Raw genomic sequence first — 12768 nt, 5'->3', positions numbered from 1 at the left:
GCGGACTCCTTATTTCACAAAAAGATCGGTTACGTACTGGCTGTAATCCGTCGCCACCGCGGGCACTTTGCCCTGCTCTTTCAGGAAGGTGGCGGTATCAACAATCGCTTTGTTTACCGGCCCGGTCAGCTGCTGCACCTGCTGCGCGGGGGTCAGATAGGTATTGCCCTTCACCAGCCCCGGCACGTCCGCTTCCGGCACGCCGCTCAGGCGGGAGAGTTTTTCCAGGTTAGCGGGCTGCTTCAGCCATTCATCAGGATTGCTGATGTACGGCTGCTGGGCATCAATCGCGCTTTTGGCGAAGGCTTTCACCACCTCAGGATGTTTCTCGGCGAAGTCTTTACGTACGACCCACACGTCGAGAGTTGGCGCCCCCCACTGGCCCACTTTTTCGGAGTCGGTCAGCACAGTGCCGTCTTTTTCCAGCTCGTTCACGGCCGGTGCCCACACATAGGCCCCGTCAATGTCGCCGCGCTGCCAGGCCGCGATAATCGCCGGCGGCTGGAGGTTGATAATTTGTACCTGCCCCGGCTTGATGCCCCAGTGTTTCAGCGCCGCCAGCAGGCTGTAGTGGGTGGTGGAGATAAACGGCACGGCGATGCGTTTGCCGATCAGGTCTTCCGGTTTGGTGATGTTTTTCTTCACCACCAGCGCTTCAGAGTTACCGAGCTGCGAGGCGAGCAGGAACACCTCAATCGGCACCTGCTGGCTGGCCGCAACCGCCAGCGGGCTGGAACCGATATTGCCGATCTGCACGTCGCCGGAGGCTAGCGCACGCACCACGGACGCGCCGCTGTCAAACTTGCGCCAGTCGACTTTCGCGCCGCTCTCTTTGGCAAAGGTGTTGTCCGCCTGCGCGACTTTCGCCGGTTCCGCAGAAGTTTGATACGCGACGGTGACGTCCACCGCCTGCGCCTGAAATGCCCACAGCGCCAGTGCGCCGAGAAGTGTGATTCGCGATGAAATTGCCATAGTGCCTGCTCCCCTTGTTGTTATGAGGGCAGTATTTCCAACGCGGGAATTTTGATAAAGGAATAAAAATGAATCGCTCATAACGATTCGTTTTTAGATAAAAAGCGGGAAAGGATAGTTGGTTTTGTGCGGTTCGTTTTTTCCCCTCTCCCCGTGGGAGAGGGTCAGGGTGAGGGCATCAGCGCTGCGCGTTCAGCTCAGCAATATCCTTCGGCGTGGTGCGACAGCATCCGCCAATCAGCTTCGCTCCGGCTTCCAGCCACTGCGGCAGATACCCCGCCAGCGTCTCGCAGGCTTCACCGTGGTGGTGCCAGGTTTTGGTCACCGCGTCATAATGCTCGCCCGAGTTCGGGTAGACCACCAGCGGCAGCGGCGTCAGGCTTTGCAGATGCTTCAGCGCGGCCGTGGTGTTTTCCAAGGCGATACAGTTAATGCCCAATGCGACAATGTGCGGCGAGTGTGCCAGCACGCTGACCACGTCACGCAGCGGCGTACCGTCGCTCAGGTGCTCGCTGTCCCGCAGGGTAAAGGAGAACCACGACCGGGCGCGGGGATACCCGGCCAGAAGCGCCGCCAGCGCCTTAATCTCGGCAAACGAGGGCAGCGTTTCGCAGGCCAGCAGGTCAGCGCCCGCGTCCAGCAGCGCTTCAACTCGCGGGCGGTGGAAGGCAGTAAACTCCTCAGCGCTGCGCACGTAGTCGCCGCGATACTCTGAGCCATCCGCCAGATACGCGCCGTATGGCCCAACGGATCCCGCCACCAGCAGCGTGCCCGCATGCGGATTTTCAGCCAGATACGCTTCACGCGCCTTACGTGCCAGCTCCACGCTTTTGCCAATCAGCGCCCGGGACTGCGCCTCATCCAGACCGCGTGCCGCAAAGCCCGCAGGCGTGGCCTGATAGCTGGCGGTGATCGCCACCTGCGCGCCCGCGCGGTAATAATCAAGATGCACTTCACGGATAAGCTCCGGGTTTTCCATCAGCACTTTGGCAGACCAGAGGCTGTCTGCCAGGTTACAGCCGCGCGCTTCCAGCTCCGTCGCCATCGCGCCATCCAGCACCACAAACGGCTGTTTTTCAAGGATGGCGGTAAGCGGATTATTCTGCGACATGTTCAGGCTCCTGCGATGTCATATTTCGGGTCAGGTAGTAGGCACCATAACACAGGGCGACAAACGGGATCCCGCAATAAAGGGCAATGCGCTGGCTTGGGTCAAACCACAGGCCGACACAGGCCACTACGCAGAGGATAAAACCGAGCACCGGCACCAGCGGATACCACGGCGCGCGGTACTGCAGCGCAGAGAGCGGCTGCCCGGACTGCAGATGGCGACGACGGAAAACGAAGTGCGACGCGCAGATGCTGATCCAGACGGCCACCACCGCAAAGCCCGAAATTGCCGAGAGCGCCACGAACACCGTGTCCGGCGCCACCACGCTTGAGAACAGCGCCAGCACGCCGCCGAGCATAGAAACCGAGAGCGCCGTCAGCGGCACGCCGTTTTTGTTCACCCGGGCAAAGCAGCGCGGCAGCGTTTTCTCATTAGAGAGCGACCACAGCATGCGCCCGGAGGCATACAGCCCGGAGTTCGCCGCCGAAAGGATCGCCGTCAGGATCACGAAGTTAAAAATATCCGCCGCGTAAGGAATACCGACCTTTTCAAACACCAGCACGAACGGGCTCTTTTCCACGCCCGCCTGCTGCATCGGGATCAGCGCCGCCAGCACAAACACGGTACCGATAAAGAAGATAATGAGGCGCGCAATGGTAGTGCGGATCGCGACCGGAATCACCTTGTGCGGATTTTCAGTTTCCCCCGCCGCAATACCGATGAGCTCGGTCCCGGAGAAGGCAAAGTTCACCGCCACCATGGTCATCAGGATCGGCAGGCCGCCGTGCGGGAACCAGCCTTCGGCGGTAATGTTGCTTAAGCCCGGCGCGGGTGAACCATCCTGCATCGGGATAAAGCCAAAGACCGCCGCGCCACCCAGAATAATAAAGGCGATGATGGTGATGACTTTCACCAGCGAGAACCAGAATTCGCCTTCAGCAAAGAAGCGCGTCGAGATGACGTTCAGGCCAAAAATCACCACGCAGAAGACAACGCACCACGCCCAGACGGGCACCTGCGGGAACCAGTACTGCATGCAGAAACCCGCGGCGGTGAAGCTCGAGCCGAGCGCCACCGTCCAGGTGAGCCAGTAGAGCCATGCCACGGTGTAGCCCGTCGCCGGGCCAAGATAGCGAGCGGCATAGACGTGGAACGCGCCGGTTTCCGGCATCGCTACGGAAAGTTCGCCCAGACACTGCATCACCAGCCAGACCACCAGCGCGCCTATCAGGTAGGCCAGCAGCGTGCCCGCTGCCCCGGTCGTGGAAATGATGTAGCCGGTATTGAAGAATAACCCTGTCCCAATCACGCCACCCAGCGAGAGCATAATCAGGTGGCGTGTTTTCATGGTGCGCTTAAGCTGCCCATTTTCTTGTTGTGTTTGCATATTACCTTCTATACGTATGGACATCTAAACATCCAAAGAAGGTGTGTTATACCGCGATTGTTAATAAAAAGCTAGATGACCAGACGCAAACGGGCGCGCCGCGCGCTGAGTCTGGGGTGGGTTGTGAGGATCACATAGAGAATCGGACGCCAGGCCATAAGCACCTCCGCAAGCAGATACTTACAGCATGGTGCGGGAAAAGGCGAACTTCGGTCAGTCGAAAGTGGTATCCGTGAAGAGCAGAGTCATACCGCAACACTGCCCGGCGCAAGGGTTGGTAATTCTCACAATCAGTTCTATAGTCGACACTGCTTATTCGTTACCAGGAATCACTATGCGCTTTAATGGACTGACTAAAGCTTTCTTTATTTTCATTCTCGCCCTCGTCACCTGGGCCTTCTTCGACGTGCTGTCGCCCTACTTCTCCGCCATTCTGTGGGCCGCCATTCTGACCGTTATCTTCAATCCGGTAAAAAACAAGCTGCGCGCCGCGCTGGGGGATCGCAACGGGCTGGCCTCGCTGTTGACCATCGGTATTATCTGCCTGATCGTCTTTATTCCGCTGATGGTGATCCTCTCTTCGCTCGCCATTGAGCTGAACGTGGTTTACACGAAGCTCCAGGAGAACAACACCCAGTTCCCGGAAGTGGTGGCGAGCATCTTTAACCACCTGCCTGACTGGGCCAGCGGCTTCCTGGCGGATCACAACCTGACCAACGCGGCGCAGATCCAGAAAAAACTCTCCGATGTTGCCCTGCAGGGCGGGCAATATCTCGCCGGCAGCGCGTTCCTGATCGGCAAAGGCACGTTTGGCTTTGCGATTAGCTTCGGCATTATGCTTTATCTGCTGTTCTTCCTGCTGAAAGACGGCCCGTATCTGGTGCGCCAGATCCTCGACTCTCTGCCGCTGTCTGATTTCGCCAAGCAGCACCTGTTCGCCAAATTCGTCGGTGTGTCGCGGGCCACGGTAAAAGGTACGGCGGCGGTGGCGGTTGTTCAGGGCATACTCGGCGGGATTGCGTTTGCTATTGCCGGTATTGACGGCAGCGTGCTCTGGGGCGCGCTGATGGCCTTCCTTTCCCTGGTGCCCGCCATCGGCTCGGCGATTGTCTGGGTGCCCGCTGCAATCTTCCTCTTCGCCACGCACCAGATCTGGCAGGGGCTGTTTATTGTCGGCTTCTTCGTGATCGTCGTCGGGCTGGTGGACAATATCCTGCGCCCGCTGCTGGTCGGAAAAGACACCAAAATGCCGGACTACCTGATTCTGATCTCCACCCTCGGCGGCATGGAGCTGTACGGCATTAACGGCTTTGTGATTGGGCCGCTCATTGCCGCGCTATTTATCGCCTGCTGGAACCTCTTCTCAGGGCGCGATCACGAAGGTAACGCCGAAGAGCTGGACCCCGACTTCATCGAAGAAGGAAAAAATCCTCCAGATTTGTAAGGACGTGACGATAAAGACCACACCAGGCGGCACTGAGCCGCCTTTTTTTTCGCCTTAAATCAGACGTTTTCTATAATTTGAAGAACGCCATCCTACTCATGTCGTAAAAGGATCATCTGGTGCGAATCGCGACGATAACAAACTGGGCCTATGGGGCCACGGTCTGCCTGACCATCGCCTCCGGCATCATCATGCTGATGGCGTCCAATGCAGATACCCTTGAGCGCCAGGCCGTTGAACAACGGCAGAAATTTGATCAGCTGACGGAAGATATCGAAACCGATATCTGGGCGCAGTCTGATTTAGCACGGCTGTACGTCATCAAAAAAGATCCTCAGGCTCTCAAGGAATATAACCAGGCAGAAAACAGCCTGAAGCGCATCGAGCTTCGGCTGGAAAAGCTGCAGGATAATGGCGCATCGGATGAAGAACTGGCCCTGCTGCATGAAGGAATAAAGATCGTCGATGAGCTGCAGGACGAACAGCAAACCGCCCTCGCCAGCCTTGAACGCGGAGAAGACGCCCAGGCCGTAGCCTTGCTCTATGGTCAGCCCTATGAGCAGGAGCTTGAGCGCGCGCAGAATCAACTCGATCACTTCCGCCAGATACTCGATAAGCGCGTCATAGCCGCCGTTCAGGAGGCGACAAAAAAATCGAAAGCGCTGCGTACCGCCTCTGAGCTGACGGTCGGCCTGACCGCCCTGCTGTTCCTGTTTGTGCTCGGCTTTATATTAAAACGCCGCGTGCTCCGCCCCGTGGTCCGCCTGAGCGACGTGGTGCACCGTCTGGCATCCCAGGATTACGCGGTTGAAACGCCCAATTTCAACCAGATTGATGAGATAGGCGATATGGCACAGGCCATCAGCATCTTTCGTGAAAACGGCCTGGCGCGGCAGCGTCTGGAAAAAGAGCGCGATGCCGACTGGGCCATCCGCGAGCTGCTGGCGCGCATGACCCAGCGGCTGCAGGGGTGTGAGAACTTTAACGATGTGATTAACGTGGCGGAGCTGTTTGCTCCCAATATCGCGCCGGGGATCGCGGGCCGACTCTACGTCCTTGACCGCGAACCGTGGCAGATGCGCTGCGTCGCGCAATGGCTCTCGCCGGTTGGGGAAGAGACGACGTTCCATCCGGACGAGTGCTGGGCCGTGCGTCGCGGGCAGAGTCACCCGCCGGTGAACGGCGAGCCGGATATTGCCTGCTACCATCTTCCCGCATCACAGGCGGAAAGCGCGCTTTGCGTGCCGCTTATCGCTCAGGGCGAGGCCATTGGCCTGCTCTCCTTCCAGAATATCACAGCGGACAATGCCCCTTCTCGCGCGTATCTGGAGCTGATGGCCGAGGCGCTCGGCCTGGCGCTGGCCAACCAGCGTCTGCGCGACGCGTTGCTGGAAAAAGCGTTGTTTGACCCGCTCACCGGCCTGCGTAACCGTCATCATCTGGAAGATACCCTGCAAACCCAAACGGCGCAGGCGATACGCACTGGCGTACCGTTAAGCTGCATGATGATTGATATTGACCACTTCAAGAGCATCAACGACCGTTTCGGCCATGAAGCGGGCGACCTGGTGATTAAAAGCGTGGCGTCAATTGTTCAGCGGGCCGCACATGATAACGGGCTGGCATTCCGCTACGGGGGCGAGGAGTTTCTGGTGCTGCTTTCCGGTGCCGATGAAGCAGAAGCGTACGCCTGCGCGCAGAAGATTTACACCGGCGTGCATGAGCTGTCGATTCGCTACGGGCTGACCGAGATTGGGCCGGTGGACGTGTCGATTGGCATTGCCAGCTACCCACAACATGCCCAGACCGACAACCTGCTGCGCGCTGCGGATGTGGCGCTATACCGGGCAAAAGAGCTGGGACGCGCGCGGATTGTGAGTTTTGGGATGCTGGAGGCGGGCTGACGCTGATTCTCGCGCCCTGACTTTCCCGGGTTCAGGCGCGCGTGATAGCCCAAAGCACCACAATCCCCAGGGCATTGCTCCGCTTTTCCACATACAGTGTGGTATCGGAATAAACGTTACCCTGCGGGTTACAGATGCGGATCTCCTTCTTTAATTCCGGCTCGTAGACTTCCGCACCCGAGCAGCTGTGGCGGGTACTGGACTCATACCGGTAAGGTTTGCTCCAGGCCGAATAGACCCCCTCCAGCAGCCAGGCCGTTGTAAAGACCACGAACATGGCAACCGGCAGGCTGCAAATAAAGAAGCCGAGGTAAATTTTTACCGCGTCAGCAAGGCGCTTACCTTTCAGTCTCCCCTTTCTGATGAAATAGACCATCGGCACCAGCGCCAGCAGCAACGCCCCACAGGCAAGGTACTGCTCCCCGCGGATCGAAAGGTATGTCACGCGGTAAATGTTGACTGACCAGACCACAAAACCCGATATCAGTGCTATCCCGCCCGCGATGAGAGGGATCCAAAAGGAAAAACGCGCTTTTTTCATGGTGGACTCGTCCTTGTCATTCTTGTCGGGTCAGAAGGTCAATCATTGCCCGGGTGGCTGCTGACTGACGTCGGTGCGGGGCAAACAGCACGGAGAAAGGTCGCGATCGTCCCCGAAGGTGCGGCAGCACCTCAACTAACTGGCCGCGCTCTATTCTGTCGCGAACGATAAATTCATAGCTCTGGCAGATCCCCATCCCCTGCTCCGCCAGCGAAACCACGCCGAGTACATCGTCTGATATTTCGATAGTTGAGCCCGGCATCCAGTCAATATCGCGCCCTTCGTCATGAAATACCCAGAGGGCGATACGCCCGGTGCGCGGCATGATAAACGGCAGGCACTGATGGCGCTGCAGCTCTTCCAGCGTCTGAGGCTTTCCTCTCCGATGCAGGTAGTCCGGAGAGGCGACCAGAAGCAATGCCGCGTCTTCCAGCTTACGCGCCACCAGCCCGCTGTCAGGCAACTGCCCCAGACGGATCGCCAGATCGAACCCCTCTGCGATCAGGTCAACGTTGCGATTGGTAATGTTCAGCTCCACCTGAACGCGCGGATATTGTTGGGTAAAGCGTGCCAGCAGCGGCGGCAGGCGGTAGTGGGCATAGGTGGTCGGGACACTCATTCTCACGCGACCGGTCAGATCGCCCTCCTGACCCCGGCCAACGCGTTCGGCGTCATCAAGCAGAGAGAACGCAGAACGCGCCTGCTCAAGATAGACGCGTCCGGCTTCAGTCAGCCCCACACGGCGGGTCGTGCGCTGTAATAGCTGCCGTCCAAGACGCGCTTCCAGGCGAGTAACCGCGCGGCTCAGTACCGAAGGGGTGGTTGAAAGGGCAACCGCTGCGGCAGTAAATGAGCCGTGTTCAACCACAGCAATGAACACTTCAACGTCGCCTAGGTAATCGAATTTCCGGCTCATTTTGCTCTCTCAGGAACAAATGTTTTTCAATTTGGCTAATTTATCTCCCGTTGGGCGATGAGTAAAGTGGCCAGCATTCATCACCTGAACGTTCCACTGGAGCCTGTCAATGTTCAACCGCCCCCTTATTCTGCCCGCCATCGCAATGGCGGCGCTGTTCTCTTTCCCGAGTGTTGTCAACGCGGCGAACCACGCGCCTCTGGAGCGCTGGCGAAGCTACGCCGGTGTGAGCTGGGATACCGCTCAAGACGGAAAGATACCGGCGGCGTTCTCCGGTTCGGTCAATGCTCCTATTGCGGGTATCCACTTTGATGCAAAGGACCGGGCCTTTGTCAGCACGCCCCGGCTGGTTTCCACCGCAGCACCCGCCACGTTAAGCATTCTGGATACAACGGTACAGTCCGGCCCTGCCCGCCTGACGGCGTTTCCCTCCCGCGAGGGGAATGCGGTGAACACCGATCCCGCTCAGAGCCTGCGTAACGTGCTCGGTTTTTATATTGACCGTAAAAACGGCTGGCTATGGGCGCTGGACATGGGGTTTGTTGCAGGCGAAACAGAGTCCCCCGCGGGGTCGCAAAAACTGGTCGTGCTGGATCTCAGCTCAGGCCGAACCATTAAACGTATCGCCCTGGACGGCGTAGCGGACCGCAAGGCAAGTTTCCTTAATGATGTGGTTGTCGATGAGAACCGCCGTGTCGCCTATATCTCCGACAGCGGCTCGCGGAGTGCTCCTGAAAACCAGGTGGGACTAATTATCGTTGATTTCGCCGCCGGTACAGCCCGGCGCGTGCTCGATCGTCATCCTGCGCTGCAGATTGAGCCAGGCGTTAACGTCGTCTCGCACGGGGCTGAAGTCTGGCCAGGTAAACCATTACTGATTGGAATTAATGGCATCGCACTTTCTCCCGATGCGGGCACGCTGTACTGGACGGTGACAACCGGCACGCGCGCGTATGCGGTACCGACCGCGATACTGAGGCAGCCCGCGTCAACCGATGCGCAAATTGCCGGGCAGATCCGCAATCTGGGGAGCGTGGGGGGCAACACCGACGGAATGGTGACAGATGTAAAAGGTAACCTCTACATTACCGATGTCACACGCAATGGCATCGTCAGATACGATCCTGAGAGCCTTTCCATGTCGCTGATTGCGGCAAGCCAAGCGGTCCACTGGCCAGACACGCCGGCAATCCGTCCGAACGGAGACCTGGTATTTACCTCGAGTCGCCTCAATGACCACTTCGCGGGAGCCGTTAAACCGGGAGAAGAACGCTATGATTTGTGGCGCTTGCCTCTCAGTGCTTTACAAAAATAAGAGCAAGTAAACCAGGAGCCCTGCATATATGGGCTCATAATTTCACACGTTCTTATTTCCTTAAAGGCTGAACGTGATGTCTTCCTCCTGCTCAGAAAGAAGTGGTTAACATTGCGCTCCTGGAAATTCCGTGAGGCGCGTTTTACTTCGCGCTTCACCGAAGTAACGCACGTTTGCACAACGTAGACTGGGTCTCCTTTAATCAACTGGTTCACGCGTGGATCTACCGGGACGCAGTGTTTGCCAGCATAGCGAAAGGGGCCAGTCGGCGTAAGCCATCCGGGAGGACCTGAAGTAAGGCAAGTGGTAGGGGACACGCACAGTCGGACTGTGCGTGTCCTCGCTTGTCATCATCCTGAAACAACGGACACAACCGGAGCACGTATTTGGTCTCCAGATTCGCGCGTCAATACGCCACGAACACCCCACAATTGTCTTAGAAGATAATATCCCTCAATTAAAGCGATTATTTTTTAATCAACAGAGCATTTATGCCCGCAATTTTAGCTTTTATCAAAAAGTTAAGTGTCGCTTGCGTATCAAACACCCTCACACCCACACAACCTAACTCATTGATTTAATTTACATATCATCAATAAAAACGATAAAACCCCTGACTTCCCAACAAAATATATCAACTCGTGTGATATCTAAATTATAATTCTTATACTTCTGTTAAAAAGGTGGAGGTCAAAATGCGATTAACCCTACTGCTGTTATGCTGTCTGGTACAGAGTGTAACCTGGGCTGGCGACCTGCCAAAACCAGTTGGTAAACCCATATTAACGATTTCCGGTAATATAGAAAATACCAATGAAAATGGAAAAGCAGTGTTTGATCTCGCCAGCCTTGAAAAACTTGGAGTGGTGAGTTTCGAGACAACCTCCCCCTGGTATAACGGTCGTACGAAGTTTGAGGGTGTCCCAATGAGCAAGCTCATGGATTATGTGGGTGCAAAAGGTACGAACGTTAATGTTATTGCGCTCAATGATTACTCAACCATCATCCCTCTTAGCGACTTTAAAAAATACAACGCCATCCTTGCCTTAAAGGTCAATGGCGAATATATGCGCATCCGCGATAAAGGCCCATCGTTCATTGTATACCCCTATGACAGTCTTCCTGAGTTGAATAATCAGATTTATTACTCACGATCAGCATGGCAGGTAAGCAAAATGAAGATTGAGTAGTCGTTCAGGAGAACATAATGAACAGGATACTGGTTGGTATCATTTTTTCTCTTTTTATCACGACAGGATATATTGCATACCTTGTTTATGATCGTCAGCAAGAATTGCAAAAACTGACTCAATACACTGAGTCCTGGTCCGTGGCACAACTGGTATCAGAGTATTACCGTTTTGAATCATGGCTTGGTCTATACGCAACCGATACCGATGACGTTACGATAGACCAGGTCCGCATGCGTCTCGAAATTATGCTCAGTCAGGGCGATTTAATGAAGGGGGGCGATTTAGGTCGCTACATTGACAGCGATAAAACGCATCAGGAACTCGCTTTACGCTTAGAAAACATACTGGCCTATCTGGATAGCCATCTTGAAAATATGAGCCACCCGGAGTTAAAAGCATACCTGACAAATATGCATGAACTCGATGCACCGCTAAGCCAGCTTTCTGCCACGGCATTAACAAAAGATATTAACACAGTTAACGAATCCAATAAGAAAATACAGATACTGTATTATATCTACTCGGCGCTTTCATTGCTCCTGGTGATTTTAAGCTTTATTCTCGGCTTCTTAATGATCTACCAGAATAAAAACATTCTGAAAGCACACATGCAGGTTAAGAGCCTGGCTGACGAGCTTCAAATATCAAAAGAAAAGCTGCAAATTCAGAACTCGAAGCTGGAGTATGATGTTTATCATGACTCCCTCACCGGCATGAAAAACCGCCTTTTCTTCTGGGACGATCTCAACAAAATTAATCTTCAGGCAGATAAAAACCACGTCCCCGTCACCGTAATGTTATTTGATTTAGACCGTTTCAAAGAGGTCAACGATACCTATGGCCATGATACGGGAGATTTGCTGCTGAATCAGGTCTCCCGACGGCTGACCTCAATGAGCAGCGCAACGGATACGTTTTACCGTTTGGGCGGCGATGAATTCGCCCTTCTCTCCAGCGGACTCACGGAAACCGCCGCCGTTTCGCGCGCCAAAGAAATCAGCGATCATATCAGCCAGCCCTATACGATTAATAACCAGCTGATAAAAATTGCCACCTGCGTGGGTATCGTTTTATCTGATAATGAACGACGCTCTGATTATCTATACAAATTTGCCGATCTGGCCCTTTACGAGGCGAAAAAAGAAGGTTCGCAGCAGATCAAAGTCTTCCGTCAGTGGATGCTGCAAAGACTGCAGGAAAGCAGAACCCTTGAACATGATATGGCTCTGGCGATCGATCACAATGAATTCGTTGTCTATTACCAGCCTATTGTCGATTCATTCAGCAATGAAATTTATGGCTATGAAGCGCTTATTCGCTGGATACACCCGGTGAAAGGGATACTCGCGCCAGATTATTTTATTTCCGTCGCTGAAAAAACGGGGATGATCAATGAGATCGGCAAGTCGGTGCTTGAGATGGCCTGCCGGGAAGCGGTGTCCTGGGCGGTGCCGGCCAGGATCTCGGTGAACGTCTCCCCCGTTCAGCTAGGCACGAAATCATTTACCGCGATGGTGCAGTCCATCCTGAAAGAGACAGGCCTACCGGCCAGCCGACTTGAGCTAGAGGTAACAGAGTCTTCGCTCTTCAGTGACAGCAACATGCCGATCACTATTCTCAAAAAGCTCCGGGCACTGGGTGTCAAAATTTCCATCGATGATTTCGGAACCGGATATTCCTCGCTCTCACGACTGAGTGAACTGAATTTTGATAAAATTAAAATAGATAAATCTTTTGTGAATCCGATATCCACGCAGGATGATGCCCTTAATATCGTTAAATTGATTACCGGCATGGCGAAGAGCCTCAACATGCGAGTCATTGCAGAGGGTGTTGAAACCGAAGCGCAGCTTGAACGGCTTCAGGCGCTTGGCTGCGATCTCGTGCAGGGATACCTGTTCGGAAAGCCACAGGCTGAGATTGACAGGAAGATTAGATACGGTTGAAATGGTTGTCCGGTTGTTTCTGGCCAAAAATCACGTAGA

The 12768-nt window shown here is 55.1% G+C and carries 10 protein-coding genes; 5 read left to right on the top strand and 5 right to left on the bottom strand.

Translation table 11 applies throughout. From position 1 onward, the window contains the following. Positions 1–9 precede the first annotated feature (9 nt). The 3 genes from tauA to mmuP form a co-directional block, all read right to left on the bottom strand. On the bottom strand, positions 10–972 hold the full coding sequence (gene tauA / locus LRM19_RS00265) for a taurine ABC transporter substrate-binding protein (RefSeq protein WP_271366844.1): 963 nt from the start codon (positions 970–972) through the stop codon (positions 10–12). A 178-nt stretch (positions 973–1150) separates the two neighbouring features. After that, on the bottom strand, positions 1151–2083 hold the full coding sequence (gene mmuM / locus LRM19_RS00260; protein WP_271366843.1) for a homocysteine S-methyltransferase: 933 nt from the start codon (positions 2081–2083) through the stop codon (positions 1151–1153). Then, entirely contained in the window at positions 2070–3470 is a 1401-nt protein-coding gene (mmuP, locus tag LRM19_RS00255; RefSeq protein ID WP_008503244.1) for an S-methylmethionine permease, read from the bottom strand. Before mmuP ends, mmuM begins: the two co-directional genes overlap by 14 nt. A 334-nt stretch (positions 3471–3804) precedes the next feature. Here mmuP and LRM19_RS00250 point away from each other — a divergent pair, with 334 nt between their 5' ends. Both LRM19_RS00250 and LRM19_RS00245 read left to right on the top strand, forming a co-directional pair. Next, positions 3805–4914 (top strand): AI-2E family transporter, encoded by a 1110-nt coding sequence (locus tag LRM19_RS00250; RefSeq protein ID WP_271366841.1) that lies wholly within the window; start codon positions 3805–3807, stop codon positions 4912–4914. 119 nt (positions 4915–5033) lie between these two features. Further along, entirely contained in the window at positions 5034–6818 is a 1785-nt protein-coding gene (locus LRM19_RS00245) for a diguanylate cyclase (RefSeq protein WP_271366839.1), read from the top strand. A gap of 31 nt (positions 6819–6849) precedes the next feature. Here the strand turns inward: LRM19_RS00245 and LRM19_RS00240 are convergent, their stop codons facing one another. Continuing rightward, positions 6850–7359 (bottom strand): hypothetical protein, encoded by a 510-nt coding sequence (locus tag LRM19_RS00240; RefSeq protein WP_115874312.1) that lies wholly within the window; start codon positions 7357–7359, stop codon positions 6850–6852. 16 nt (positions 7360–7375) lie between these two features. Further along, a complete protein-coding gene (locus LRM19_RS00235; protein WP_271366838.1) occupies positions 7376–8275 on the bottom strand; it encodes a LysR family transcriptional regulator in 900 nt (299 codons plus the stop codon). A 109-nt stretch (positions 8276–8384) separates the two neighbouring features. Between LRM19_RS00235 and LRM19_RS00230 the strand changes: the two genes are divergently transcribed. From LRM19_RS00230 to LRM19_RS00220, 3 genes are all read left to right on the top strand, one after another. Next, the gene (locus LRM19_RS00230; RefSeq protein WP_271366837.1) at positions 8385–9590 is read left to right on the top strand and encodes an L-dopachrome tautomerase-related protein; all 1206 of its coding nucleotides are present in this window, start codon (positions 8385–8387) and stop codon (positions 9588–9590) included. Positions 9591–10285: 695 nt separating this feature from the next. Beyond that, entirely contained in the window at positions 10286–10780 is a 495-nt protein-coding gene (locus LRM19_RS00225) for a molybdopterin-dependent oxidoreductase (protein WP_008503255.1), read from the top strand. A 17-nt stretch (positions 10781–10797) separates the two neighbouring features. Beyond that, positions 10798–12729, top strand: a complete 1932-nt coding sequence (locus LRM19_RS00220; RefSeq protein WP_025912596.1) for a putative bifunctional diguanylate cyclase/phosphodiesterase — start codon at positions 10798–10800, stop codon at positions 12727–12729. Positions 12730–12768: the final 39 nt, after the last annotated feature.

Source organism: Enterobacter sp. PI-10 (assembly GCF_027947695.1).
GTDB classification, from domain to species: Bacteria; Pseudomonadota; Gammaproteobacteria; order Enterobacterales; family Enterobacteriaceae; genus Enterobacter; species Enterobacter vonholyi.
Note: the sequence above shows the minus strand (reverse complement) of the source record. Positions and strands in the feature narration are given on the sequence as shown.

Coding starts and splice junctions, on each gene's coding strand:
- tauA (WP_271366844.1), bottom strand. CDS start 972: ATGGCAATTTCATCGCGAATCACACTTCTCGGCGCACTGGCGCTGTGG.
- mmuM (WP_271366843.1), bottom strand. CDS start 2,083: ATGTCGCAGAATAATCCGCTTACCGCCATCCTTGAAAAACAGCCGTTT.
- mmuP (WP_008503244.1), bottom strand. CDS start 3,470: ATGCAAACACAACAAGAAAATGGGCAGCTTAAGCGCACCATGAAAACA.
- LRM19_RS00250 (WP_271366841.1), top strand. CDS start 3,805: ATGCGCTTTAATGGACTGACTAAAGCTTTCTTTATTTTCATTCTCGCC.
- LRM19_RS00240 (WP_115874312.1), bottom strand. CDS start 7,359: ATGAAAAAAGCGCGTTTTTCCTTTTGGATCCCTCTCATCGCGGGCGGG.
- LRM19_RS00235 (WP_271366838.1), bottom strand. CDS start 8,275: ATGAGCCGGAAATTCGATTACCTAGGCGACGTTGAAGTGTTCATTGCT.
- LRM19_RS00230 (WP_271366837.1), top strand. CDS start 8,385: ATGTTCAACCGCCCCCTTATTCTGCCCGCCATCGCAATGGCGGCGCTG.
- LRM19_RS00225 (WP_008503255.1), top strand. CDS start 10,286: ATGCGATTAACCCTACTGCTGTTATGCTGTCTGGTACAGAGTGTAACC.
- LRM19_RS00220 (WP_025912596.1), top strand. CDS start 10,798: ATGAACAGGATACTGGTTGGTATCATTTTTTCTCTTTTTATCACGACA.